Origin of the sequence: Brevibacterium sp. JSBI002 (assembly GCF_026013965.1) — a bacterium.
In the GTDB taxonomy this organism is placed as follows: domain Bacteria; phylum Actinomycetota; class Actinomycetes; order Actinomycetales; family Brevibacteriaceae; genus Brevibacterium.
Genome location: NZ_CP110341.1, coordinates 3,668,954 through 3,694,162 on the forward strand (window position 1 = coordinate 3,668,954; position 25,209 = coordinate 3,694,162).

General features: G+C 65.5%; 19 protein-coding genes, 1 tRNA gene and 1 pseudogene. 8 read left to right on the top strand and 13 right to left on the bottom strand.

Annotation, left to right across the window (positions count from 1 at the left end; all coding sequences use genetic code 11):
• Nucleotides 1–35: 35 nt before the first annotated feature.
• Entirely contained in the window at nt 36–626 is a 591-nt protein-coding gene (locus LJ362_RS16535) for a hypothetical protein (protein WP_264800100.1), read from the bottom strand.
• A 234-nt stretch (nt 627–860) separates the two neighbouring features.
• Here LJ362_RS16535 and LJ362_RS16540 point away from each other — a divergent pair, with 234 nt between their 5' ends.
• Nucleotides 861–1,721 carry a nucleotidyltransferase domain-containing protein gene (locus tag LJ362_RS16540; protein ID WP_264800101.1) on the top strand — a complete coding sequence of 287 codons (861 nt, stop codon included), beginning with the start codon at nt 861–863 and terminating at the stop codon, nt 1,719–1,721.
• 63 nt (nt 1,722–1,784) lie between these two features.
• On the opposite strand, the gene LJ362_RS16545 is transcribed toward LJ362_RS16540, so the two are convergent.
• The 4 genes from LJ362_RS16545 to LJ362_RS16560 all read right to left on the bottom strand — a co-directional run bounded on the left by LJ362_RS16545 (nt 1,785) and on the right by LJ362_RS16560 (nt 6,774).
• Nucleotides 1,785–3,161, bottom strand: coding sequence for an NAD-dependent succinate-semialdehyde dehydrogenase (locus LJ362_RS16545; protein ID WP_264800102.1), 1,377 nt, complete (start codon nt 3,159–3,161; stop codon nt 1,785–1,787).
• A 238-nt stretch (nt 3,162–3,399) separates the two neighbouring features.
• Nucleotides 3,400–5,304: a selenocysteine-specific translation elongation factor gene (selB, locus tag LJ362_RS16550; protein ID WP_264800103.1), complete on the bottom strand. Its 1,905-nt coding sequence runs from the start codon at nt 5,302–5,304 to the stop codon at nt 3,400–3,402.
• On the bottom strand, nt 5,297–6,616 hold the full coding sequence (gene selA, locus LJ362_RS16555) for an L-seryl-tRNA(Sec) selenium transferase (protein ID WP_264800104.1): 1,320 nt from the start codon (nt 6,614–6,616) through the stop codon (nt 5,297–5,299). The genes selB and selA overlap by 8 nt, the downstream gene beginning before the upstream one ends.
• Before the next feature lie 63 nt (nt 6,617–6,679).
• Nucleotides 6,680–6,774 (bottom strand) — tRNA-Sec (locus tag LJ362_RS16560).
• Between the two features lie 325 nt (nt 6,775–7,099).
• Here LJ362_RS16560 and LJ362_RS16565 point away from each other — a divergent pair.
• From LJ362_RS16565 to LJ362_RS16575, 3 genes are all read left to right on the top strand, one after another.
• Nucleotides 7,100–10,924 (top strand): phosphodiester glycosidase family protein, encoded by a 3,825-nt coding sequence (locus LJ362_RS16565; RefSeq protein WP_264800106.1) that lies wholly within the window; start codon nt 7,100–7,102, stop codon nt 10,922–10,924.
• A 111-nt stretch (nt 10,925–11,035) separates the two neighbouring features.
• Nucleotides 11,036–12,022, top strand: coding sequence for a selenide, water dikinase SelD (gene selD / locus LJ362_RS16570; protein WP_264800107.1), 987 nt, complete (start codon nt 11,036–11,038; stop codon nt 12,020–12,022).
• A 106-nt stretch (nt 12,023–12,128) separates the two neighbouring features.
• A complete protein-coding gene (locus LJ362_RS16575) occupies nt 12,129–12,800 on the top strand; it encodes a hypothetical protein (protein ID WP_264800108.1) in 672 nt (223 codons plus the stop codon).
• On the opposite strand, the gene LJ362_RS16580 is transcribed toward LJ362_RS16575, so the two are convergent.
• The 7 genes and pseudogenes from LJ362_RS16580 to LJ362_RS16610 all read right to left on the bottom strand — a co-directional run bounded on the left by LJ362_RS16580 (nt 12,787) and on the right by LJ362_RS16610 (nt 21,720).
• Nucleotides 12,787–13,005, bottom strand: coding sequence for a hypothetical protein (locus LJ362_RS16580; protein ID WP_264800109.1), 219 nt, complete (start codon nt 13,003–13,005; stop codon nt 12,787–12,789). The two genes, LJ362_RS16575 and LJ362_RS16580, sit on opposite strands and share 14 nt — an antisense overlap.
• A 181-nt stretch (nt 13,006–13,186) precedes the next feature.
• Entirely contained in the window at nt 13,187–14,437 is a 1,251-nt protein-coding gene (nrfD, locus tag LJ362_RS16585; RefSeq protein ID WP_264800110.1) for an NrfD/PsrC family molybdoenzyme membrane anchor subunit, read from the bottom strand.
• On the bottom strand, nt 14,434–15,561 hold the full coding sequence (locus tag LJ362_RS16590) for a 4Fe-4S dicluster domain-containing protein (protein WP_264800111.1): 1,128 nt from the start codon (nt 15,559–15,561) through the stop codon (nt 14,434–14,436). Before LJ362_RS16590 ends, nrfD begins: the two co-directional genes overlap by 4 nt.
• Nucleotides 15,562–16,001: 440 nt before the next feature.
• A pseudogene (gene fdnG, locus LJ362_RS16595) lies at nt 16,002–19,187 on the bottom strand (formate dehydrogenase-N subunit alpha); the annotation flags it as partial.
• 164 nt (nt 19,188–19,351) lie between these two features.
• Complete coding sequence (locus tag LJ362_RS16600) at nt 19,352–20,056, bottom strand: class I SAM-dependent methyltransferase (protein WP_264800112.1); 705 nt, start codon at nt 20,054–20,056, stop codon at nt 19,352–19,354.
• The gene (gene trxA, locus LJ362_RS16605) at nt 20,053–20,490 is read right to left on the bottom strand and encodes a thioredoxin (RefSeq protein WP_264800113.1); all 438 of its coding nucleotides are present in this window, start codon (nt 20,488–20,490) and stop codon (nt 20,053–20,055) included. The genes LJ362_RS16600 and trxA overlap by 4 nt, the downstream gene beginning before the upstream one ends.
• Before the next feature lie 138 nt (nt 20,491–20,628).
• Complete coding sequence (locus tag LJ362_RS16610) at nt 20,629–21,720, bottom strand: LCP family protein (protein WP_264800114.1); 1,092 nt, start codon at nt 21,718–21,720, stop codon at nt 20,629–20,631.
• A gap of 549 nt (nt 21,721–22,269) precedes the next feature.
• Between LJ362_RS16610 and LJ362_RS16615 the strand changes: the two genes are divergently transcribed.
• Both LJ362_RS16615 and LJ362_RS16620 read left to right on the top strand, forming a co-directional pair.
• Nucleotides 22,270–22,473 (top strand): cold-shock protein, encoded by a 204-nt coding sequence (locus tag LJ362_RS16615; protein ID WP_062240453.1) that lies wholly within the window; start codon nt 22,270–22,272, stop codon nt 22,471–22,473.
• A gap of 387 nt (nt 22,474–22,860) precedes the next feature.
• Nucleotides 22,861–23,445, top strand: a complete 585-nt coding sequence (locus LJ362_RS16620) for a GNAT family N-acetyltransferase (RefSeq protein ID WP_264800115.1) — start codon at nt 22,861–22,863, stop codon at nt 23,443–23,445.
• A gap of 62 nt (nt 23,446–23,507) precedes the next feature.
• On the opposite strand, the gene LJ362_RS16625 is transcribed toward LJ362_RS16620, so the two are convergent.
• Nucleotides 23,508–24,152 (bottom strand): GNAT family N-acetyltransferase, encoded by a 645-nt coding sequence (locus LJ362_RS16625; protein ID WP_264800116.1) that lies wholly within the window; start codon nt 24,150–24,152, stop codon nt 23,508–23,510.
• A gap of 98 nt (nt 24,153–24,250) precedes the next feature.
• Between LJ362_RS16625 and LJ362_RS16630 the strand changes: the two genes are divergently transcribed.
• Together LJ362_RS16630 and LJ362_RS16635 are read left to right on the top strand one after the other, a co-directional pair.
• A complete protein-coding gene (locus LJ362_RS16630; RefSeq protein WP_264800117.1) occupies nt 24,251–24,877 on the top strand; it encodes an HAD-IA family hydrolase in 627 nt (208 codons plus the stop codon).
• Between the two features lie 60 nt (nt 24,878–24,937).
• Entirely contained in the window at nt 24,938–25,096 is a 159-nt protein-coding gene (locus tag LJ362_RS16635) for a peptidase dimerization domain-containing protein (RefSeq protein ID WP_264800118.1), read from the top strand.
• The last annotated feature ends 113 nt before the right edge of the window (nt 25,097–25,209 follow it).

A 25,209-nucleotide genomic window follows, 5' to 3' on the forward strand; every position in this document is an offset into this window, starting at 1 on the left:
AGAACAGACGTTTTTGGGAACGAGTACGACTCGGATCAGCTGATCGGGGCAACATCCTGATTGCCGTTGACGAGCTCGGTCGCCAAGGGATCCCACTTGTCGTACTCGGCGGGGAAGGCGGAGCCCTGCACTGCTTGAGCTGCGGCTCCCGGGACCATCGTCTCCCATCCTTCGATCTGGATGAGGCCGAGGTTCGAGCCTTCGGGGTTGACGCCGTAGAACGACTTCGAGGCGTAGACCGGGTCGGTCACCTGGGCCAGAGTGCCCCAGCCCATGGACGGACGCTGCTGGAACAGTCCGGCGGAGTCGCGGTCGCCGCCGTCGAGGTTGTAGAGGCTCGATTCCTGCAGGGCCGTCATCACGGCGATCTTCTGAGCCTGCGTCGACAGATCCGCTCCCTTGCCGACGGCGATGATCGTGCGCGCATTGTCGATCTGCTCCTGAGTGAGCTGAGTGGCGTCCTGGGTGTTCGGAACCTTGCCGCCGTCGAGTGCTTTGCTTGTGAACGGAGCGGCCTCCTTGGACACGGCAGCCGGCTCTGCGGACGCGGCGGTCGCCATGGAGACTCCGCCGGCGATGACCGCCGCGGAAAGGGCTGTCACAGCGAACTTGCGTACGAGTTTCATCAGTTCCCACTTTCCAGTCGTTTCGGGCATCGGGTCCTCTCGGCTTCCTGCCACCGAGTTCCACGTGACCCTGCTCTCATGCCCGCAATCCAGGCTGTCGCTTCAGCGGATCCTGCTCAACAAACAGACCGTCAACAGCCGATCAATGGGAATTCGACGCGACTTGAACTGCAAGTTTCCCTGAGCTGACTGTTCGCTGGGCGTGGGTTCGGTTGGGTTCGCTACGCTGATCCCATGTCCGCGCCGCTGCCGCCAGATGCCGCAACCGCCGTCAGGTCCTACCTGCGTGCCGCCGATCGGATCCTGCCAGGCGGCATCATCGCTTGCGCCGTCACCGGATCGATCGCCCTCGGCGCCTATCGTCCGGGCCGCAGCGACATCGACCTCGTCGCGGTCATCGCCGATGAGTGGCTGGACCGTCCGGATCTCATTCGGCGGCTGCGGCAGCTCCACCTCTCGCAGGTGCCCCGCCTAGTAGTAGGGGTGGCGCGCGGGCGAGGTGTGAGTGCGTGCTGCAATACCGTCTTCATCGCCGAGTCCGAGGTCAGTCGCCCCGTTACGCAGATCAGTCCGATCGCCTCCCATACGGGTGAGATCTTCGATTCGCACGGCGCGTTCGACGTCAATCCGGTGATCTGGAAGGAGCTCGTCGACGGCGGCATCACGGTGCGGGGACGACCGATCGCTGCATGGGATCTCGATGCGCAGACGGAGGCGCTTCGACCATGGGTCCGCACGAACCTGCGCGAGTACTGGACTCCGTTGGCCGCACAGCTGCGCGACCGACCGTCGCGCACCCCGGGAACGCTGCTTCGTCGACTCGTGACGTCCCTGCGGGGACTTTCAGCCGGCACCGTCGCGTGGTGTGCGCTCGGTCCCGCGCGGATGCATCATACGCTTGCGACCGGAGAGATCATCGGCAAGGAGGAAGCGGGATTCCACGCGCTGACCGCATTTCCCCAGCACGCCCCCATCACCGAGGTGGCCCTGGCCAAAGTGCGCGGCGCGCGGATTCCGTCCGCACCGTCACGACGGCAGTGGCGGGCGCTGACCGCCTCGGCGATGGATGACATCATCACTGCCGCCCTCGACTGAGGTCGGCAGCGGGGCGACGCTGAGGTCGGCTGCGCGAGGACGCTGAGTCCGGCAGCGCGAACTCTACTTCGCGATGAAGTGGAGGCGCTTATTGACGAACTCGCCCATCCCGATCGGACCCATCTCACGACCGAAACCAGACCGCTTCACCCCGCCGAACGGAATCTCCGCGGCCTCCGCCGCGATCGTATTCACATGCGTCATCCCCACCTCAAGACGAGCCGCCACCCGATCGGCACGCCCCTCATCAGTCGAGAACACGGACCCACCCAGGCCCAGGGCACAATCATTCGCAAGCTCGAGGGCCTCCTCATCGCTGGAGACCCTGTACACGGTGGCCACCGGCCCGAAGATCTCTTCGCCATACGACTGCGAGTCCCTGGGCACATCGACGAGCACGGTCGGCGCATAGTAAGCAGCCGGACCCTCACCCAGCTCACCACCGATGAGCACACGGGCACCCTCAGCCACGGCCTGGGTCACCTGTGCGTCAACGGTCTCGGCGGCAGCACGGCTCGACAACGGCACATACTCGCCCTCACCCAGGCTCAGCGGATCCCCGGGCTTCAACCCGGTGCCCAACTTCACGAGCTCAGCAACGAACTCGTCATAGATGTCGTCCATGACGATCAGCCGCTTATTCGAATTGCACACCTGTCCGGCGTTATACGTCCTAAACTCCCACGCTTCACGCGCCACCGCCGCAACATCAGAGGCGTCGAGGACGACCATCGGGTCGATCCCACCGAGCTCCAACACGGCTTTCTTCAGGTTCTGCCCCGCCTGAGCGCCGATGATCGCACCGGCCCGCTCCGACCCGGTCAGAGACACACCCTGAACCCGGGGGTCGGCAATCATCGACGCGATCTGATCATGGTTGGCGAAAAGGTGTGAGTACCCACCCTCGGGTACGCCGGCGGCGCGGAAGATCTCCTCGATCAGCAGCGCCGACCGCCCACAGATGTCAGCGTGTTTGAGCATGATCGTGTTACCCAGCACAAGATTCGGGGCAGCGAACCGAGCGACCTGATAATAGGGGAAGTTCCACGGCATCACACCCAACAGGGCGCCGATCGGCAGCGCTTCGATCCGGGCAGTGCCGGGGATGGTCGACGGGATCTGATAATCCGTGGCCAGACTGGGTCCGTGGACGCCGTAGTAGTCGATGATGTCGGCGGCGAACTCGACTTCATCGACGGACTCGGCATACGACTTGCCCATCTCCACCGAGATCGTCCTGGCGAGTTCGTCCTTGCGTTCATGGAAGATCTCCGCCGCCCTGCGCACAATCGACGCCCGTTCCTGAATGTCGGTGTCCTTCCACGTCAGGTAGGTGGTGTGGGCGCCAGCGACGGTGGTTTCGATCTCGGCATTCGATGCCTCGGGGAAGGTCTCGACGATTTCGCCGGTGGTGGGATTCTGAACACGATAGTTCGACATGTTTGCTCCTGTGATGGTTCCGAATTTGCAGAGGGGTGAGGGAAAAATGGCGTCGCTGCGGCCCCATCACCGCAGTCAGTTATCACCCATACCATCGACGGAAGCGCCGGAAACGGCGCGAACGATCATTCCGACATGATCGTAATACAGGTCACGGAATTTCGCCGAGGCGGCCGCCCACCGACGAGGACATCGTTTCGTCGCCGTGCTCACCCGACCGATGGGGCCGCAACCGTCTTCAGCGCACGACTTCGCGGTGTGTGGTGTCGAGTCGGCGCGTCCAGCCCCGGCCGTCGAGGTGTTCGAGCAGAGGGATGACGACGCGTCGGGTCGTCCCCAGCGCCTGCCTCGCCTGGCTTGTGGTGAAGGGCTGGTCGAGACCGGCGAGGATCCGCATCGCCTGCGCGGGGGTGCGCGGAGCCACGATGATTCCGTCGCCGAGGCGCAGGATCCGTCCCGCCTTCTCAGCGACCGCGAGCTCCCGCGCTCCGAGGGCGAGTTCGCGCAGGTCATCGGCTTCTGGTGCGGCGAACGGGTCGGCTGCGAGTCGCCGTTCGATCTCGGCGATACCGGCTTCGGCGGCACCGAGTCCCGCGGTATGCCCGGGCGGGCGGACCATTCCGTCGACGGCTTCGAGCTCGGCGCGGGAGATGATCTGGTTGAGCAGTGCGCGAATCGCGCCGCCGGAGCCTTCGGGCAGAGGCAGAGCCGGCTGGCTTTTCGCCGTCGCCGAGGTGTCACTTTTCGTTTCGCTGCCGCGTCTGCGACCTGAGTCGGGAGTTCGCTGAAGTGCCTCGGCGACGGCTTTGACGGGCACTCCTGCGGCCATCGGCGTGGCGGCGAGTTCACGGTTGACCAGGGATTTCGTCGCCTCTACCCAGGAGGTCAGCGCCGGCGAGTGGACGAGCCACTCACCCACAACCTCGATGTCGGCGGGCAGGCCCTCGTCATCGGGCACCTGCAGACCGAACCGGGTAAGGACGGTGCGTTCGACGGCTCCGCGGCGGGCCACCTCGGCGAGGATATCGCCTTTCACAGGACGGTCGGCAAGCTCTTTCGCTCGCCTGGCGCCGTCGCCTCGTCGGGACAGTTCGGGTGGGTCGACGTCGAGCACGAGGAGGCCTGCGAAGACGTTGCGGCTGCCCGGGGCGCGAAGCACGATCCGGTCGCTGACCTGCAGGGGAAGTGGTCGATCGAGGGTGAGCCGGGCGTGGTCGGCGTCGAAGGATCGCAGCCGGGCGGGCACGGCGGCGGTGCCGATATGGGCCATGAGTTCGTGGATGCCGGAGTCGAGTGCCTCGCCCATGGTGCGGCGCACATCGATCGTGTCGACGATCGGCCAGGCCCCACTCGTGAGCAGAGCGTCGCCGCGGTGGAGGTCGTCGGCGGGGACGTCGCGCAGGTTGACGGCCACGCGGGCCTGCGGGACCACCTCGGTAGTGGTGGAATTACGGGACTGCAGACCCCGCACACCCACGATCCGGTCGATGGTCTCTCCGCGCAGCTCGACTGTATCGCCCGTGGTCAGAGTGCCTGCCGTGAGGGTCCCGGTGACGACGGTGCCGGCACCCTTGATGGTGAAGGCCCGGTCGACCCACAGTCGAACCCTCCCCGAGGTGGTCGGAGGCTCGGCCGTGGCCGTGACCTCGTCGAGGACGCTGATGAGTTCGGGCAGGCCCTGCCCGGTCGTGGCTGACACCGTGACGATCGGCGCTGCTTCGAGTGGTGTTCCACGCAGCTGCGCTCTGACCTGAGCTTTTGTGGTCTCGACAGAGTCAGGGGCGAGGTCGGCCCGGGTGATGACGACGAGGCCGTGGGTGATGCCGAGCGCATTGATCGCGTCGCGGTGGTCAGTCGATTGGGCTTGCCAGCCCTTGTCTGCGGCGATGATGAAGCAGGCGATGGGGGCGGGGCCGAGCCCGGCGAGCATGTTCGCAAGGAACTTTTCGTGCCCCGGAACGTCGACGAAGGCGAGTTCGCGTCCCGATGGCAGGGTCGTCCAGGCGAAACCGAGGTCGATGGTCAGCCCGCGCTTCTTCTCTTCGGCCCACCGATCGGGTTCCATTCCGGTCAGGGCACCCACCAGCGTCGACTTCCCGTGGTCGACGTGCCCGGCGGTGGCGATGACGAAAGTGTCAGGCATTGTCAGCACGGACTCGCTTGATAGCGGCAGCGATGCGGTTGTCTTCGCTTTCGGGTACGCAGCGCAGGTCGACCAAGCATCGTCCCTGGTGGACTCGGGCGACGATCGCAGGATCGCCGCGGCGCAGCGGCTCGGCGAAGGCTTCAGGCAGTTCGACTGCCCAGCCGGACAGGGGCACTCCGGGGGCTCCCCCGCCGCCGACTCGTCCGTCGTGGTCGACGATCGTGGCACCGACCGCCTCGGCGATAGTTTCGGTGCGTTTCCGCAGGTGAACTGTGTCGATGTGGAGGGCGTCGTGGATCGGGTTCGCGGTGTGAGTGATCGTGGCTTCGAGGGCGGCGAGGGTGAGTTTGTCGGTGCGCAGCGCTCTGGCCAGAGGGTGTTTGGCCAGTGTCTGCACTGCTTCGGTGCGGCCGAGGATGAGGCCGGCCTGCGGGCCGCCGAGGAGTTTGTCGCCGGAGACGATGACGAGGTCGGCGCCGGCGCGCAGGGCGGTGTCGATATCGGGTTCGTCGGGCAACGCCGGGTCGGGAGTGAAGAGCCCGGAGCCGAGGTCGACGATGAGCGGCAGGTTGTGCTCGTCGGCGAGTCCGCGCAGGTCGGCCACCTCGACGGAGGAGGTGAATCCTTCGACGCGGAAGTTGCTCGTGTGCACCTTGAGCAGGCAGGACGTGTCGTCGCTGATGGCCTCGGCGTAGTCGGCCACGTGGGTGCGGTTCGTCGTGCCGACCTCGCGCAGCCTGGCGCCGGTCGTCGTCATGAGGTCGGTGAGGCGGAACCCGGCACCGATTTCGATGAGTTCGCCGCGGCTGATGATGATCTCGCCGGAACCTGTGCCGCTGCCGCGCATCGCAGTGACGGCCAACAGCAGGGCGGCCGCACCGTTGTTGACCACGAGAGCATCCTCGGCAGCCGGGCTCGCCTGCAGCAGGGCGGCCTTCGCTCCGGTGCCCCGCTTGCTGCGTTTGCCGGTGCCGAGGTCCATTTCGACGTCGACATATCCGGCCGCCTCGGTGATCGCCTGGGTTGCCGCAGGTGAGAGCGGTGCCCGGCCGAGGTTCGTGTGAACGAGGATGCCGGTGGCATTGAGCACTGGGGTCAGGGAGGAAGCCGAACGGGAACCAAGCTTGGAGGTGATGGCGGGGGCCACCTCGGCGACGGGGATCTCACGGGCCCGGGCGGCGTTCTGCACCTCGGAGATGATGGCCTTGATGGTCGCCTGGTTGAGGTGCTCACCTGCGGCGATGACCTCGGGAAGGGCGAGGAGGTGATCCGTGCGCGGAATGGATCGACGCGGGTCGGGATCGACCATGGGGCGGCCTCCTCGGTGCAGGGTCACGGCGGCGCCGCTTGGTCGGCGGGACCGCGAAACGGTTGGCGGAGGCGGACGGGAATCGAACCCGCCAGACCGAGATACTCGGTCTCACTGGTTTTGAAGACCAGGGCGCCCACCAGGACACGGACGCCTCCATCGGTCATCCTATCGCGGGTGTGAGCGAGGTGAAGCGAAGGGCCGATGCTGCCGGGGCGGCGCTCGATTGACCAAACGAACCAGTATCGAGCGCGCCGGTACCGATCTTCCGACTGAGTTCACTCACCATTCGCTCAGGCTTCTCCGAGCGCGGCTTAAGGTGACAAGGTTCCCAGCCATCACCCCGAGAAGGTCGTCATGCCCTCTTCGCTTCATCCTGCCTGGTCACATCACCATTCCAACTCCGCGGGACCACGGCACTCGGACGCATTCGTCCCAGCCATTCTCACCACTCTCGCAGTTCTCGCCGCCCTCATCGCACCCGTGGGTGCGCTTCCCGGTCTTCCGGGTCCCGCCTCCACACCGGCCCATGCTGCAGCACCAAGCGAAGACGACCTCGGCAGAGACGGGTCGGCACTGCGCGACGTCGAAACCAAACGCGTGGCTCCGGGACTCGACCTGACGAACTTCTCCCGTCTCGAGGACGGCGGGTGGAACAACGGCAATGTGCTCACCGCGGACCTCACCACGGACTCCCTGTCGATGGACGTCCGCGACACGGGAAAGGTCGCCGGCGCCGGTACCACCAGCGAGATCATGGCGGGCGGACCCGAGGGGAAGAAGGCCGTGGCCGCCGTCAACGGCACGTTCTTCGACATCAACCAGTCGTGGGCACCGATCTACACCTCGGTGTCTCGGGAGGGAATGCGCATCGGCTCGAAGGAGGCCAAACCGGCGCTCACGCTCGAGGGCAAGAAGGCAGCCGTGTCGATGCTCTCCGCGGCGGGAACGCTGACCCATGACGGGCAGGAGACGGAACTCGGCGGATTGAACAACCCGGAGCTGAGTCCCGACACCATCGGTGTGTACAACGAGGCGTGGGGAGACCATACGCTCGACCGTCCGGTCGGCGGCCCCGATGACATAGCCGCCGAGGTCGCCCGCGTCACTGTCGTCGACGGAGAAGTCACCGAAGCCTCGGGCATGGTGGACGAAGCGCGCGACCCGGAAATCCCGGCAGACGGACAGGTCCTGCTCGGCCGCGATGCCGGGGCGAAGACGCTGTCGGAACTCGAAGTCGGCGACGACGTCGATGTCGAGATCGGACCGAGCGAGGATGTCGACATGGGGATCGCGGGCAGCCACCAGATCCTGGCCGACGGCTCGGTTCCCGACCTCCCCGCCGGCGACCTCGAAGACACCGAACACCCGCGCACCGCGGTGGGCATCAGCAAGGACGGTTCGGAGCTGTTCGTCACCACCATCGACGGACGCAGCGAGTCCTCGGGAGGCATGAGTCTCGAGGACATGGGCGAGTTCTTCTCTGACATCGGCGCCTACAACGCGGTCAACCTCGACGGCGGCGGGTCGACGACGATGCTCGCCCGCACAGCCGGCGCAGATGCTCCGGCACTGCAGAACGACCCGTCCGACGGTAAGCAGCGCACCGTCGCCAATGCCCTCGTCTTCTATTCCGACGCTCCCGCAGAACAACTGGCCGATGCACAGATCGAGCCCGAACTCGACGGACAGACCACCGTGCTCAAGGGGCTGAGCCGATCAATGAAGGGCACCGGGCTCGGTGAGAATCTCGAACCGATCGCCTCCTCCGGAACGTTCTCCGCCGACGGCGGAGTGAAGCTCGCCGACTCCGATGAGTCGAACGCCCATGTGACCGGTGAGACCACCGGCAAGGGTCGCGTGAGCTATGCCGTCGACGGGCACACCGCGAGACAGGACCTCGATGTGCTCGGCGAACCGGTCGGACTCTGGCCGAGCGCGCGGAGCATCAACCTCGAGGACGCCCAGGACTCGCAGACGGTGTCCCTGACCGGCTTCGACTCCGAGGGCAGGCGTTCTCTCATCGAAACCGGCGACATCGACGTCGACGCCGACGAAGGGCTGAGGGTCGACACCGACAGCCTCGGCGAACTCGTCGTCTCCGCCGATTCGTCGACGGCTGGGAAAGGCAAGGGCTCCCACGACGACGAATCGACGTCCGGGAACGTGAAGCTCACCGTCGGAGACGTGACAACGACGATCCCGGTGACCGTCGGCACCGAAACGACCGAGGTCCTCGACTTCTCCGACACCTCGGCGTTCACCGACGGCCACGATCGGGCCACCGGCTCATTCACCGCAGGTGAGCCCAGCCCTGATGGCAAGCCGAGCATCGATCTCACGTATGACTTCTCCACCTCCTCGGCGACGCGCGGCTACTACCTCATTCCGAAGGAGCCGGTGAAGCTGGAAGGCAACACGGTGGCGTTCGAGATGATGGTCCGCGGCGACGGCACCGGGGCCTGGCCGAGGCTGCAGGTGAGCACTCCCGACGGCACGGTGACGAACATCGACGGCGACCACATCACCTTCGACGGGTGGCAGAAGGTCCGCTTCACCGTCCCCGAGGGGCTCTCCCAACCGCTCACCCTCGAACGGATCCGGATGATGGAGACCCGGTCTGCCGAGAAGTACACGGGGGACATTTCGATCTCCGACCTCCAAGCGATCTCCACCCCTGAAACCGACGATCCGGCCACCTCAGCGCGGCATGATCCGGCGCTGCTGACGACAGGGACCGTCGCTGACCGTCCGCAGAACATCGCCGTGATGAGCGACGCCCAGTTCGTCGCCACCGACCCGGACTTCGAAGCGGTCAAGGGTGCCAGGCGGACGCTCAAGGAGATCCGTGCCGAAAAGCCGGACCTGCTCGTCATCAACGGCGACCTCGTCGACGAGGCCTCTCCGGAGGATTTCGAGCTGGCGAAGACGATCCTCGACGAGGAGTGGGATGAGTCGATCCCCTACATCTACGTGCCCGGCAACCACGAGATCATGGGTGGGGAGATCGGAAACTTCGAGCACGCTTTCGGCTCCCCGACCGGCGAGCGCACCGTGGGGCGGACGAAGATCGTGACCCTGAATTCCTCGGACGGGACCCTCAACGGCAGCGATGATTCGCAGTTGAACATGCTCGAAGACGCCCTCGACGAGGTGGCCGAAAGTGACGAGCTGACCGGCATCACCGTGTTCTTCCACCATCCCCCGCAGGATCCGCTGCCGTCGAAGACAAGCCAGCTCGGGGACCGACGGGAGGCCGAGGAACTCGAGAAGAAGCTCGGAGAGTTCCGCAAGGACAGCGGGAAATCCGCGGCCGTGGTCAACGGCCACGTAGGAGCATTCCACGGGTCCGCGGTGGAGGGTGTGAGCTACCTGATCAACGGCAATTCCGGGAAGGATCCGGCCGGCACCGCGGCGACCGGCGGATTCACCGGGTGGACGATGCTCGGCGTCGATCCCGGCGTCGGCGACGTCGGTGACGATCCGAGCACGGCCGATCGGGTGTGCTGGCTGGCCGCGGAGACGAAGCCGCGCGTCGATTCGATCTCACTCGAGGCACCCGGTTCCCTGGCCCCGGGACAATCCGCGGACGTCGCGGCATCCTTCACACAGGGTGAGCGCACCGTTCCCGTCGGGTGGCCGGCGACCGCCCAATGGGGCGGCGACGGTGTCGTGGTCGATTCCGGCGCCGAGGCGGCTATGCAGAAGGCGACGGGCGCACAGGTCAGTGCCCGGTCGGCCGGGTCCGGTGCCCCCGAGGCGGCCTCCGACGTCGTCCGCGTCAACCCGGCGACGGGGCAGATCACCGCGGAGAACCCGGGAACCGCGGTCCTCGAGGTCACCGTCAACGGCAAGACCGCGAAGACCACCATCGAGGTCGCGGGGGAAGAACCGCCTCCGGGTCCCGGCGATGACGACGGATCGGCCGACAGCGGCGGATCCGCCGACAGTGCGGGAGCTGAGGACGGCTCATCGGAGGGGTCGGACGATGACGGCGCCTCGACCAAGGCCTCGGCCGGTGCCGATGAGGATTCCTCGGCGGGAAGCGGTTCGGACGGCTCCGGTTCCGATGGCTCCGCTTCGGGAGTCTCGAACGATGGATCGTCGAGTGCCTCGGCGGGAAACGGTGCAAACGCGGACGGATCGCCCGACGGGGACAGTTCGCCCGACGGGGGTGGCGATCTGCCACGCACCGGCGGACCGGTTCTGCTCACCGCACTGCTCGGCGCGTTGCTGGTCATCGGCGGGATCATCGCCGTCCGCGCGGCCCGCGTCCGGCGGGCCGGCCGCCCGGCGGGGAGGCACTGACCCGGGCGAACGACCGGCCGTGCGCCCGTACGGAGGTGCACGGACGCCTCGGCGACGGAATGGAATCGGGCGTCCGTCGAAGCCCTTGACCGCCGGTGTTAGTCTCGCAGTATGACTGCGATTCAGGATCGTCTGACCTCGTTCGCCCACGGTGGAGGATGTGCGTGCAAGATCCCGCCGGGTGAACTCGAGGACGCGGTGCGCGGGCTAGTCGGCCAGTCCGGTCCAGACGTCCTTGTCGGCCTCGATGACGGTGATGATGCCTCGGCGGTGCGGGTCCGTGACGACCTTGCGGTGCTCTCGACGGCGGACTTCTTCACTCCCGTCGTCGACGATGCTTACGACTGGGGTCGGATCGCGGCGGCCAACGCGCTCTCCGACATCTACGCGATGGGCGGGACCCCGGTGACGGCGATCAACCTCGTCGGGTGGCCGCGGGAGAAGCTGCCGATGGAGCTGCTCACCGAGGTGCTTCGCGGCGGGCTCGACGTGGCGGCACAGGCGAACTGCCCCGTTGCCGGCGGACATTCGATCGACGATCCCGAACCGAAGTACGGCATGGCCGTCACCGGCGTGGCCCACCCGGATGAACTCATGCGCAATGATGCCGCCGAGGTGGGTCTTCCCCTGACATTGACCAAGCCGATCGGCGTGGGCATCCTCAACAATCGGCACAAGCAGACCGGCGAGGTCTCCGAGGAGGCCATCGCCACGATGACCGCGCTCAACGACGAAGCCTCACGCGCCGCTGTCGCGGCCGGAGTGCGAGCAGCCACCGACGTCACCGGTTTCGGTCTGCTCGGGCACCTGTTCAAGATGGCGCGGGCCTCCGGGGTCGGAGCGGTCATCGATGCGTCTGCGGTACCCCGCCTCGGCGGTGTCGATGAGTCGATCGCTGACGGGTACGTGTCCGGCGGAACCAGGCGAAACCTCGACTGGGTGCGGCCTCATCTGACTGCGGATGATTCCGTGACCGAGGACGATCTGCTCCTTCTGGCCGACGCGCAGACCTCCGGCGGGCTGCTCGTCGTCGGTGAACTGCCCGGTCACCCCGTCATCGGTGAGATCGTTGCTGGGTCTGGCGTGCACGTGCGGTAATTGGTTTGGACAGGTGCCTGACTGAGTTTGTGAACGGTCTGGGTTCTGAGCAGATTCGAAGCTAGATTTCATTTGTAGTCTCAGTGCCCTTGCTAGCGTGCAGAGTATGGGACTTCAAGACTTCATTTTTGGCCGAACAGACAAGCAGCGAGCCAAGCGGGCCGAGAAGATACGACAGAAATTTGGTTCGGATCCTGAGCTGACTCCAATCATGCTGGAGGTGCTGACCAAGGCAAACGATGTCCCTGATGAAACGAAGATCGCTCTGTACAAGGAGGCGGTTCCGGCAGGTGCGGATCCGACTCGAGTTTCACTCGCCTTTCAGCTCGAGGAGAGCCTCCACCAAGTTGCTGTCCTCTTCCCCGACGGCCTGAGCATTTTCACTCGGAAACACGGAAAGCAGAAGAATGGGGAACCTCATCCCATCACTGGGGCGCAGATGCCGTTCTGGGGAATCCAGTCCGTCGAAATCCGAACCCTGCAGAATGCAGATACCGCTCTCATCGTCAGCGGCAGCGATGGGAAGCAACCCTATCGACTGGCATATCTGAACACAGACGCCAAAGAGATCAAGTCCTTCGCCGAGGATCTTGAGGCCGCGCGCAAGGCCGATGCTCAGCGAAGGGCCGAGCGACCGAGGGTCAACATCGATTCTTCACTTTCACCGGAAGAACAGCTCAAAGCCTTGCAGCAGATGCGCGAGATGACCAACATGCCTGACGACGCCTACGAAGCCGCCGTCCGTAAGATCAAAGAGAGCCAGACTACTTGGGAGTGACGTCCTCGTCGCGGAATTGACGGAAGCTGGCCATACAGAACCAGAAGATGACCCCCTGGACGAGTCCGAACAGCAGTGTCTGCCACCACCTGAACATCCCATTGCTCCATCCAAGGAAATTCATTAGGACGTAGACCAGCGGAAAGGCCACCGCCACCGACACACCGAGCCTGACGCTCTCGCGATCATTGAGCAACTTCTTCATAGGATACTCACGCTATCGAACGAGAGCGATATTGCAAGGCTGTTTGCCAACCGGCTGAGTATCACTCACCGTTAGCGTCTAATCACCTCGCAGCACCGGGGTGTTTTGGCGCTAGCGGTGTGGGATGCCAACGGAACTGTATAAGTACCCACTGGCGGTGAGAAGTTGGCACTATCAGTGTTTAGCGCCCGGTGGTGATGGAGTCGTCGGTGATGCCGCGAGCCCGACGTTCCTCGAGGCGAGCGCGCTGCGGTTCGACCACGTGGCGCGGGTCCTTCGTCGATTCGATTCCGGCCTCCAACACGCCGAAACGCGTGTACGCCGAGGCGGCAGCGAGTGCCGCACCGGAGACGACGGACAGTCCGCGCAGAACAGCACGCGTCTTCCAACTCCGTTTGCCCAAGGTTCCGGAGCTGGCACCAGACGCCAGTTTCTTCCCGAACACGCGCGCCCCCACCTCGACGGCGGCGGCACCGACGGCCCCGACGATGAGCAGCTTCTCGGCCCGATGCAACTTGTGTCCCGGCTCGCCGTCGTCCAACGGATCGACCTCGGCCGGGTGCATGCGCTTCCTCATCGCCGACATCGCATAAGCCTCTCCGGCGGTGCCGGTGAGCGCGAGCAGTCGGGCCGGGCCGGTCTCGGCCACCGGTGCCAATGCCATCGCGGCACCTCCGGCGGCCATCGAAGCCGAGGACACGAACACATACGGCAGACCATTGCGACCGGCAGCGTTCCAGGTCGGAACGGCCGTCGCCCCGAGAAGCACAGCGGTATATGCGGCTAGCGGAGTGGCGAAGAAGGCGGATTCGACGGCCGCCGGCGTCTCCATCGCATGGAGCACCTTGCGCAGCGGGCCCAGAGGCAGCAGCTTCTCACCGGTGATCCGGTCGAGTTCGATCGCGAAGGTCACTCCTGATCCGACACCGAAGCCGGAGAGGATCCACGTGCCCAGGCTCATCGGCGACGAGACTTTGACCACGCGCATCATATTGAGGAATCGTTCGGGCCTGCCGAGGTCGGCCACGAGAGCGGCACCGCCGATGCCGGTGGCCGCTATCGCAGTCATCCGGGAGGCGATGCGCAGACCCGGCCGGTCGGTCAGCTGCGCGCCGAAGCCGAGCAGAGACGAACCGCCGGCCAGACCGCCGAGGAACAGGTACGTCCCGATCTCATCGCCCCACGGCGGGGCCTTGACGATCGCTCGACCGTAGTAGGACGTGAACTCGACGTCCTCGACCATGGGCATCTCCCGGTTGCCGTCGGCACCGCGGTTCTTCCACCCGCCGCCGCGACCGTTGCCGCCGCGACCGCCCCGACGGCCACCGGAACCGTCAGATCCGCCGCGACCGCCACGGCCGCCTCGGCGACGTTTTCTGCGTCCGCCTTCCGGCTCGGGTGGGCGGTAGGAATCAAATTCTGAGGTGCTCATGAACGGCGGCTCCCAAGGAACGCGAGTCCGGCCGCGGCGACCATGCCCAGCGCCGCGATCCCGGCGTTGGCGTACATCTTCGGCAGGTCCTTGGTCGCGACCCGCGGGTCCGGCGGCAGGCCGTAGACCTCGGGTTCGTCGAGGAGGAGGAACACGGATCCGGTGCCGCCGACCCCGTCGTTCGGGTTCGCCCCGTAGAGGCGAGCCTCGGTCAGTCCCTTCGCGTGGAGTTCGGCCACTCGGTCGTGCGCCTGGTCGACCATGTCCTGACGGTCGCCGAACTTGATCGACTGAGTCGGGCAGGTCTGCGCGCAGGCTGGTTCCTGACCCTCGACGAGGCGGTCGTAGCAGAGGGTGCACTTATTCGCGGTACCCGCGTTCGGCACATCCATGTCCGCGGCCTTGCGATCATCCCGGTCAGTAGGGGTGTTGATCGTGCCGTCGTCGCGGCGTTCGATGACGCCGAAGGGGCAGCCGGCCACACAGGTTCCACAGCCGTTGCAGACATCGTTCTGGACGACGACGGTGTCGAATTCGGTGCGGAAGAGCGCGCCGGTCGGGCACACGTCGAGGCAGCCGGCGTGCGTGCAGTGTTTGCACACGTCAGACGACATCAGCCACCGGAAGTCCGCGGTGTCCGGGGGCGTCGTGTCGACGTTCGACAGGTCGGTCGGCTCCAGAGCACCCGGTGCCAGCAGATCGACGTTGAGCTCAGGCGTCGTCGGCAGACCGGCGGAGGTCCGGCCCTCGGCCGCCGCACCCAGGGCCCCGTCCAGCGGCTGAGCGGCGGCAGACTCATCGGTGCGCGGGCGGATCGTGGGCATGCCGAGATTGACGAGCTTGCGCCCGGATTCCCGAGCCTTCTCGATGCGCTCGGAATCCTGTTCGACGAAAGCGACGTGACGCCACGTGTTCGCACCGACGCTGCCCGTATTGTCATACGACGAACCGAGCAGTTCGAAGGTGCCGTCCTGCGGGTTGCGGTTCCACTCTTTGCACGCGACTTCGCAGGCCTTGCAGCCGATGCAGATCGAGGTGTCGGTGAAGAATCCCTTGCGGCTGTGCGCGGAATCGTGCCAGTGCCCGTCCGCGAGCGTGTCGTCATCGATCGTCGGTGTCGACATCAGTCGTCCTCCTCCTCGTTCTGCTGGCGCGCTTCGTCAGCCTGCCGATCCCGAGCCGCGCGGGCGCGAGCCTCCGCTTCGGCCACCTCGGTTTCGGCGATCGCACTGCCGTCGGCGTGCCGGCCGTGGTCGGGGTCGCCGTCGCTGGGGTCCCCGTCGTCGGCGCGGTTCGACACGGCCGTCTCGGCGGGTTCGGTCGCCTCGGTGGGTCCGATGGTGATCCTACCGCTGCGATCATCGGCACTATCGACCGTCGCCGAGGCGTCGGTGTCGCCCTCGCCGGATCCCCTCGCCGAGGCGGTCGTGCCGTCCCGATCGGAGGCTCCATCCCGTCCCCCGTCCAGGGTCCTGCCCGGGGTGACGCCGACGGCCGAATCACCGCCTCGGTGAGCGTGCCCACCGGCGCTGCGGCCCTGTCCGGCGTGATGTGAGGCCTCGACATCCTCGGCGGGAACGGTGACCTGCTGGTTTCCGGATTCGGGACTGAGTCCGGCCTCTCGCTGGTACTTCTCGACGAAGTCGACGAGTTCGGGTCCGCGGGGACGGCGGCCGGGCATGATCGTTCCGGCCACGTATTTGCTGTTCTGGATGTAGACGTTGGGGTCCATCGTCACACCCAGCAGGTCGTTGGCGGAATCGCCCTCGACGACGGCTCCCTGACCGCCCACGCCCCAGTGGTAGGGCAGGCCGATCTGGTGGACGGTCTTCCCGCCGATGGTCAGCGGAGTCATCCGCTTCGTCACGAGGACGCGGGCCTCGATGGCCGCCCGCGGGGAGACCAGGGTGGCCCAACCGTAGGGCTCGAGTCCCACCTCGGCGGCGAGTTCCGGTGAGATCTCGCAGAACATCTCCGGTTGCAGCTCCGACAGGTACGGCAGCCACCGGGACATGCCTCCGGCGGTGTGGTGCTCGGTGAGCCGGTAGGTCGTGAACACGTAGGGGAAGACCTCGGATCCGGGCACCCCGGCACCGGGTGCGGACAGGTTGTCTTCACGGCGCATGACCATCCGGGTCGGGCTGTTCTGCTGCGCATACAGCGGGTTGACGACCGTCGATTCCTGCGGCTCGTAGTGCGTGGGCATCGGACCGTCGACCATGCCGCTGGGCGCGAACAGCCACCCCTTGCCGTCGGCCTGCATGATGAACGGATCGTCGCCGTCCAGGTGGGCGGGCCCGCCGTAGGCGATATTCGATCGGGCGGCGGGTGCACGGTCGATCGGGAAGTCGGGCACGTCCTTGCCCGTCCACTTCCCGGCCTCGTCGTCCCACCACACGAACTTCTTCCGCTCCGACCAGGGAGTACCGTCCGGTGCGGCCGAGGCACGGTTGTACAGGATGCGACGGTTCGCCGGCCAGGCCCACGCCCATTCGGCGGCGGTCTCGTCCTGCTCATCCAGCGGTTTTCGGCGGGCGGCCATGTTCTGACCACCGGCATAGACGCCGGCGTAGATCCAGCAGCCTCCGGCGGTGGTCCCGTCGTCGGTCATCTGGTTGAAGTTGTCCAAGGGCTCGCCGTCGCGGTCGCCGCCGATGAAGTAGCCGTTGATCTCCCTGACGACCGCCTCGGCGTCGACTTCGTTCTCCTCGTCGACCGGGTAGTCCCAGGTCATGTCGAGCAGCGGACGATCGCGGGGGTCGTCGGAGTCTTTCAGCTTCTCGCGCACGGCTTGGCCGAGCTCATAGAAGAAGTCGAGCTCGCTCTGTGCGTCTCCCGGCGGGTTGACAGCCTTGTGACGCCACTGCACCAGACGCTGAGTCTGCGTGAAGGTACCGGCCTTCTCCGTATGGTTGGCCGCGGGCAGGAAGAACATCTCGGTGTCGATGTCCTCGGTCTTCAGCTCCCCGGTCTCGATCTCGGGGCCGTCCTTCCACCAGGTGGCCGATTCGATGAGGCTGAAGTCGCGGACGACCATCCACTTCAGGTGGCTCATGGCCATGCGCTGCATGCGCCCGTTGGCCGAGCCCACGGCCGGGTTCTGCCCAAGCAGGAAGTACCCGTCGACTCCGTCGTTGAGCATGCGCACCGCGGTCTGATAGGTGCCGTGGGCGCCGTTGATGCGCGGCAGATAGTCGAAGGCGAAGTCATTGTCTGCCGTCGCCGCATCGCCCCACCAAGCCTTGAGCAGGTTGGTGGCGTAGGCGCGGCCGTTGGCCCAGTAGCCCTTATGGGTCTCCGGGGTGCCCACGGCTGCAACGTAGTCGTCGAAGGTGTCGTGGATCCCGGCGCTGGGCATCGGCAGGTAGCCGGGCAGCAGGTTGAAGAGGGTGGGAATGTCCGTCGATCCCTGGATCGTCGCGTGCCCGCGCAGCGCCATGATTCCACCGCCCGGTCGACCCATGTTGCCCAGCAGGAGCTGGAGGATCGAGGCGGTGCGGATGAATTGCGCGCCGAGGCTGTGCTGGGTCCACCCAACCGCGTAGGCGAAGCACGTGGTCCGTTCCCGACCCGAGTTCTCGGTCACCGATTCGTAGAGGTAGTCGAAGTCTGCGGGTTTGATTCCGCAGTTCTCTTCGACCATCTCCGGCGTGTAGCGCGAGTAGTGGCGGCGGAGGATCTGGAAGACCGATTTCGGGTCCTTCAGGCTCGGATCCTTGAGTGGCGCACCGTGCTCATCGGTCTGGTACGACCACGTCGAGTTCTCGTACGAGTTCGTGTCCGGGTCGAACCCGGAGAACAGTCCGTCGAGATCCTCGGTGTCGACATAGTCGTCGCTGATGAGGTTCGCGGCGTTGGTGTAAGCGCGCACGTACTCGTCGAAGTAGCGGCCCTCGCTCAGCACACGGTTGATGAGCGCACCGAGCAGCACGATGTCGGAGCCGGCCCGGATGGGCACATGCTTATCGGCGATCGCGGTGGTGCGCGTGAAACGAGGATCGACGTGGATGATGCGGGCACCACGGGCCTTGGCCTCGGTCACCCATTGGAAACCCACGGGGTGGCACTCGGCCATATTGGAACCCTGGATGATGATGCAGTCCGCATTCGCCATATCCTGGACGGGTTGTGTGGCGCCGCCGCGCCCGAACGAGGTTCCCAAACTGGGAACGGTGGCGGAGTGTCAAATACGCGCCTGGTTCTCGATCTGTATCGCCCCGGCCGCGGTGTAGAGCTTCTTGGCGAGGTAGTTCTCCTCGTTGTCGATGGTCGCCCCGCCGAGGCTGGCGATGCCCATCGTCCGCCGCAGCGGGTGGCCTTTGTCGTCGAAGTCCTCCCAGTGGTTGCGGCGGGCCTCGATGAACCGGTCGGCGATCATGTCGATCGCGGTCGGCAGGTCGATCTTCGTCCAGTCCTTGGCCTTCGGGGCTCTGTAGAGGACGTCGGTGACACGACCGGGAGCGTTGACGAGCTGTTCGCTGGCTGCGCCCTTCGGGCACAGACGGCCGCGAGAGATCGGTGAGTCCGGGTCGCCTTCGATCTGCACGACCTTGTCGTCCTTGACGAAGATCTTCTGCCCGCAGCCGACGGCGCAGTACGGGCACACGGATTGGACGACCTTGTCGGCCGTGACCGTGCGTGGAGTGGTGTCCCGAGTCTGCTGGGACACGACGGATTCGCCGCGTCCCGTCTTATCCGACGTGCGCAGCTGCCGGAGTACCGGCCACTCGAGGAAGCTGAACCGAGCCATGGCACCACCTTAGCCCCTCACGGGGTGGAAATGCACCAGGTGAGACCGGGTTTTCGACCCCATCTCAGGGGGCAGGGAATCGCGCGGTTCGCCGAGGCGGCTGCGCGGTCATGATCGACCGCGCAGCCGCCTCGGTGCTGGGTTCCGGGTTCGGAACTCTCAGCTCAGACCCGGCGGGCCAGGAGGATCGCGTCCTCGAGTTCGGCGGGTTCGCCCGATGGGGAGGTCACCTCTCGGGAGCGGGTGTCGGCGAGTTCGATCTCCCAGCGGTGCGGGCTGGCGCCGATGAGGAGGGCGAAGTCTCCGTTCGGGCTGACCAGTTCATGGTGGTGGTCCATGCCGTGTTCGAATTTCTCGCTGTGTTCGGCGGCCCACGGCGGCATCGTCGCATGGGAGACGAGCAGGAGGGCGCCGCCCGGTGCCACGTGTGCGGCGACGCGGGTGAGCAGCTCTTCCCGAGTATCGGGCAGCCGGGTGTGAAGGAAGGATCCGGTGACGAGGTCGAAGCCGCCTCGGCGGTCGGGGTCTTCCGGTTCCCAGGTGGAGACGTCGGCGACGGCGAATTCGGCGGAGATTCCGCGGGATTCGGCAGCCCCGAGGGCACGGTCGATGGCTGTGGTCGACAGGTCGATGCCGGTGGCGTCCCAGCCGTTCTCGGCCATCCAGACGACGTCGGCGCCTTCTCCGCAGCCGACGTCGAGGACGCGGCCGGGGGTCATCTCGGAGACGACGGCGACGAGGGATTCGTTCGGATTCCCGGACCAGATGGCGTCGTCAGCCCCGGCGTAGCGCTCTTCCCAGGCGGCCACGGAATCGGGTACGCCGGGGCTGTCCGAGTGGGTGTGGTCGTTGCTGCTGGTCGCGGTCACTTGTCGACGCCCGGGTCGGCGGGGATCGAATCGGGGTCGGCACCGTCCGCGCCGTCGGTCTCTGCGGCAGCGGCGGCTTCCTGTTTGGCCAGTTCGGCACGGACCTCGTCCATGTCGAGTCCCTTGACGGCGGTGATGACCTGTTCGAGCTGCGGGGCGGCGAGCGCGCCGGGCTGGGCGAAGACGACGATGCCCTGGCGGAAGGCGACGAGGGTCGGGATCGAGGAGATCGCGAAGAGTCCGGCCAGCTGCTGCTGGGCTTCGGTGTCGATCTTGCCGAAGACGATGTCAGGGTTGGCCTCGGCGGCCTGCTCGAAGACCGGGGCGAACTGCTTGCAGGGGCCGCACCAATCGGCCCAGAAGTCGAGGAGGATGATCTCGTTGTCGTTGATGGTCGACTCGAAGTTGTCTTGCGTGATTTCGATCGTAGACATGCCGTCCAGTCTAGGAGCCGCGGATGAATATCGCCTGGACGGAGGTCACATGACGGGGCCGATGTCCGGAACGACGGGGCGGCCGAAACGGAGCTGACAACCGCCACGACGGGGATCAACTCGGCGGGTGCCCGATGCTCACCTGCCGAGGTCCGTGATCGGTTCGTCGTCGATGATGGCGGTGAACACGGCGTCCGCCTCGGCGGATTTGACCACCCGGTTGGGATCTTCCGGTGCGGGTGTCCACGGCATGATCTCGAAGGTGATGTCGTCCTCGCGCACGGAAGCCACCGTCGTGGCCAGGGAGGCCAGCGAACGCATCGAGTCGAGTTCGTCGTCGACGCCGATCGTCGAGGTCACACCGTCGAGGAATCCGTACAGACGGTCGGGCCGGGTGAGGACCTGGCCGCTCTTGGCGCGGTCGATGATGGCCCCCATGACCATCTGCTGGTTGCCCATTCGTGAGATGTCGCTGCCATCGCCCACAGCGTGCCGCGTCCGGGCCAGAGCGAGGGCGTCGCCGCCGCCGATGGTCTGGTGGCCGGCGGGCAAGTCGAGGTTCGCCTTCGGGTCGTTGAGAGGTTCGTCGAGGTCGACGTTGATCCCGTCGAGCGCGTCGACGATCGCTGAGAATCCGTCGAAGTCGACGTTGATGAAGTGGTCGACGCGCACTCCGGTGAGCACCTCGGCGGCGGAGACCGAACAGGCGGGTCCGGCGTTGAGGGCCGAGTTGATCATTCCGTGTGTGGCCTCTGTGGCTCCGTGGCCGGTGTCGTCGCAGGCGGGAATGTCCATGATCGTGTCACGTGGGATCTGCACGGCGTCGATGCGGCTGGCATCAGCGGACACGTGGGCGAGGATCATCGCATCGCTGCGGGCCCCTTCGGCGCTGCCGTATCCCTGCCCCGAGGCGGCCCCGGAGTTCGCGCCTTCACCTGTACCCGAGTCACCGGAGGCGCCCTTCGCCGAGTCGAGATCGCGAGTGTCGGATCCGATGACGAGGACGTTAGTCTCGTCGGTCAGCTTCTCCGGAACGTCGCCGCCGTGGGCGCGCAGCGGGGAGGAGGAGATATTCGCGCCGAGGTTGTGCACCGCCACCGCGATCGTCACGGGGGCACCGATGATGAGGACCGCAGCCACGGCGACGAAGGTGCGCCGGCGGCGGTACTTCGCGGCGAGACGTCGCTGTCGGCGGGGTCCTGGCGGCGGTGACGATTCTTCGTTGTCCACGGTTCGGGTGCTCCTGCGTCCGGGGTCATGGCGGATTGCATACAAAACGAAATGTATACAATCCTAAATGCCTGTGCGGTCGAGTGCACATCGCTGTGTTCCATCTCTCGACTGAAATCAGTCGACCGAAATCACCCGCAGAGCGATCACTCTGTTATGCTGGAAACGTTCTCGCACAGAAATGTGCGGAGCAGATGGTGTCTGAAGAGCAGGTAGATTCACTCGTCACCATGTGTTTGCCCGTCGGCGCGTGTCTGCCTTCCGCGCCCCTCATGATTTTTCCCAGTTCAGTCGTCTGACGACTTCCATCCAGCACCTTCGAGTGCATGATCGAAACCGAGTATCCCCGCGATTTCGTCTGAAACAGAGACCTCACATCAGAGAACTCATCCTCACCAGCGATTCCGAGTCCTCGGTTCACCCACAGATTTTCGTTGGATCTGCGTCTGAAGATCCAGTCCAGCCAGCGGGAAAGCCGGATCCAGCAATGGGTTCGACCATCACGATCGCAGCAGCGGTCATCAGTTAAAAAATAAGGATACAAAGATTATGGCAACAGGTACCGTGAAATGGTTCAACGCGGAAAAGGGTTTCGGATTCATCCAGCCTGACGACGGTTCGGCTGACGTGTTCACTCACTTCTCCGCGATCGAAGCCTCCGGCTACCGCGAGCTCACCGAGGGTCAGAACGTCGAGTTCGACTCTGAGATGGGCTCCAAGGGCCTGCAGGCGACTCGCGTCCGCGGCCTCTGAGACTCTTTGAGAGTCTCACCTAGAGACTTCTGAGATTCACCAGCGACCCTGCGCTCACCCACTTGGTGTGAACGCAGGGTCGCTGTCGTCTCCTCCCCAATTGCTACCTGACGGGGGCCCAGCAACCTGGCGCCAGGTTGCTGGGCCGCCGTCACCGGCGTTGACAGGCACCCTTGCTCTACTTAGAGTCAATGCCAACGGCCGTGAACCCTGACGTTGGAGGAGCGTTGAAGCACTCGGTACTCACCCGTTGGATCGTCGCATTCATCCTGCTCGCCGCCGCCTGCATACTGAGTTCCCAGGCGGCGCCGTTCCATGACTTTGCCGCGTTTCTGTGGCTCTTGGCCCTCGTTCTGCTGATCACCGCCACGACACTCGCGGTCATTCGTGACCGTCGGCGACGCCGATCTGGCTGAATACTCCGGCAGCTCCACGCACATCGGCCCGCCCGGTTATCCTGAACTCATGCCGCCCTGCGACACTCCTCGTCTGCGCCTGCGGGAGATGATCGACGACGATCTCGACGATATGGCCGCCCTCCTCGGCGATCCGCAGGTGATGGAGTATTACCCTCATCCCAAAGACCGCACCGAGGCGGCTGCGTGGATCCGGTGGAACCGACGCAATTACGCAGAGCACGGGTTCGGGCTGTGGATCGTGGGGACGCACAAGGGTGAGTTCCTCGGCGACTGCGGCCTGACTTGGCAGACCGTCAACGGCGCACCTCACCTTGAGGTCGGTTTTCATGTGAAGCCGTCCGCCCAAGGTAGTGGGTTCGCCACCGAGGCGGCTCTGGCCTGCGTCGATCACGCTCGGGAGCTCGAGGTGGCTGCAATACTGACCGCCATCATCCACCGAGACAATCGACCGTCGCAGCGAGTGGCCGAGAAGCTCGGGATGCAGCGCAACCCCGAATTCCGACACAAGTCCCCCGACCACGAGGTGTTCTCACTGGACCTGCGATCGCCCTAATTGCTACCCGACGGGGGCCCAGATACCTCGCGCGAGGTTGCTGGGCCGCCGTCAGGTAGCAATTAGTGGTGGGCTAGGAAAGTGCAGAAGTCCTCGACTCCGCTGAGCTCGATGTCGTTCCGCCGTCTGGTTTCCCACGCCGAGCGGGTCAGGCGCCAGCGTTGGATGCGTCCCGGCTCGCCTCGGCGGATGTCCCAGTCGACGCCGTTGCGCTCGTACCCCAAGGCTTCAGACACCTTGTTCGATCCGATGTTGTCGACGAACGCATCGGAACCGGCCTCACTAGCCCCGAGCCCTGCGAACGCAAGATGGAGCAGAGCACTGCGCATCTCCGTGCCGAGGCCGCGACCGCGCACATCCGTCGACAGCCAGGAGAATGACGCGAACGTCCCGCAGGAGTCGAATTTCTCCGCAATGAGGTCCTGCATCCCCACGGCCTCACCATCGACGAGGACGGCGAAGGCCAACCGGAATTCAGAGGGAGAGAACCGCCCCCGACCACGCCACACGCTCTGGAGCCACCTGCTCACCCGCACGTCCGGGTCGGATTCGTAGAACGACATCGGATCGTCGTAGGGAGCGGGTTCCGCGAAGACCTTGCCGTCCCGCACAAGAGGGGCGAGCGCCGCAAGCATCTCATCGGCAGCACCGACGAGCTCGAGTCGGGGAGTCTTCACCCGGATCTGCAGGGGCGGGTAGCCGATCATGAAACCAACCTAGGCCAGCCGGACCGAATCCACAATGGCCCGTCAGCTCCGGGTAGCGTGGGGTTCGACTCCAGGATACCGATAACAGGTGGTGGCCCATGACCGAACCCGACCGCCCGACCCCGACGACCGTTGTCTTCGACCTCGGCAATGTGCTCATCGGCTGGGACCAGACAGGGCCTCTGGCCGATCGCATGAGCGCCGATGAATGGCATTCCTTCGCCGAGGCGGCCGACTTCCCCACGCTCAATACTGCAGCTGACTCCGGCGTTCCGATCAACGATATCGTCGCCCGAGCCGACGAGGCGGACCCCCGCCACGGGGAGATCGTCGCCGGCTACTACGAGAACTTCGACAAGTCCCTGACCGGTCCGATCGACGGCATGGCCGAGATCGTCGCAGAACTCAAGGCCGCCGACGTCCGCCTGCTCGGGCTGTCGAACTGGTCGGCTGAGACCATCCACCATGCCCCCGTCGTCGCCCCGGCGATCAGCGAACTCGAAGACATCGTCGTCTCCGGTCGAGTCGGGCTAGTCAAACCCGATCCGGCGATCTTCGAACTGACCCGGGACCGATTCGACCTCGACCCGGCCCGGACGGTCTTCGTCGATGATCTGCCCGCCAACGTGGAGGCAGCTGAACGACTCGGCTTCATCGGCCACGTGTTCTCAGGAGCCGCCTCACTGCGCGAGGAACTGTCCGAACGAGGTCTGCTCGCTCAATAGGGTGCTCACCTCGCGCCGCCCGACCAACACCCCTGAACGAGTTCCTCGCCCGCTGATGCTGTGAGAAATGTCCGCGTCGTCACCGTCGGTGCGTCGAACGCTGGGCCGAAGTCGAATATCACCCCTGATCGCGCCGAGCTGCTGCTCAACGTCCGCACCTACGACACTGCGGTGCGCAAGAGAGTCATCGCGTCGATCGAGCGGATCGTCCGCGGCTAATGCGAGGCCGCCGGGACGCCGAGGGAACCGACTCGAGTACTTCGACCAGTTCCCGCTGACGGACAACAGCGCAGCGGTCAATGACACCATCACCGAGGCTCTCACCGAGTTCT

What these genes read in the sequence shown, in the direction of transcription:
- LJ362_RS16540 (WP_264800101.1), top strand. Translation starts at nt 861, where the DNA reads ATGTCCGCGCCGCTGCCGCCAGATGCCGCAACCGCCGTCAGGTCCTAC.
- selD (WP_264800107.1), top strand. Translation starts at nt 11,036, where the DNA reads ATGACTGCGATTCAGGATCGTCTGACCTCGTTCGCCCACGGTGGAGGA.
- LJ362_RS16545 (WP_264800102.1), bottom strand. Translation starts at nt 3,161, where the DNA reads ATGTCGAACTATCGTGTTCAGAATCCCACCACCGGCGAAATCGTCGAG.
- LJ362_RS16625 (WP_264800116.1), bottom strand. Translation starts at nt 24,152, where the DNA reads ATGATCGGCTACCCGCCCCTGCAGATCCGGGTGAAGACTCCCCGACTC.
- LJ362_RS16580 (WP_264800109.1), bottom strand. Translation starts at nt 13,005, where the DNA reads ATGAAGAAGTTGCTCAATGATCGCGAGAGCGTCAGGCTCGGTGTGTCG.
- LJ362_RS16575 (WP_264800108.1), top strand. Translation starts at nt 12,129, where the DNA reads ATGGGACTTCAAGACTTCATTTTTGGCCGAACAGACAAGCAGCGAGCC.
- trxA (WP_264800113.1), bottom strand. Translation starts at nt 20,490, where the DNA reads ATGTCTACGATCGAAATCACGCAAGACAACTTCGAGTCGACCATCAAC.
- nrfD (WP_264800110.1), bottom strand. Translation starts at nt 14,437, where the DNA reads ATGAGCACCTCAGAATTTGATTCCTACCGCCCACCCGAGCCGGAAGGC.
- LJ362_RS16615 (WP_062240453.1), top strand. Translation starts at nt 22,270, where the DNA reads ATGGCAACAGGTACCGTGAAATGGTTCAACGCGGAAAAGGGTTTCGGA.
- LJ362_RS16630 (WP_264800117.1), top strand. Translation starts at nt 24,251, where the DNA reads ATGACCGAACCCGACCGCCCGACCCCGACGACCGTTGTCTTCGACCTC.
- selB (WP_264800103.1), bottom strand. Translation starts at nt 5,304, where the DNA reads ATGCCTGACACTTTCGTCATCGCCACCGCCGGGCACGTCGACCACGGG.
- selA (WP_264800104.1), bottom strand. Translation starts at nt 6,616, where the DNA reads ATGGTCGATCCCGACCCGCGTCGATCCATTCCGCGCACGGATCACCTC.
- LJ362_RS16535 (WP_264800100.1), bottom strand. Translation starts at nt 626, where the DNA reads ATGAAACTCGTACGCAAGTTCGCTGTGACAGCCCTTTCCGCGGCGGTC.
- LJ362_RS16590 (WP_264800111.1), bottom strand. Translation starts at nt 15,561, where the DNA reads ATGTCGACACCGACGATCGATGACGACACGCTCGCGGACGGGCACTGG.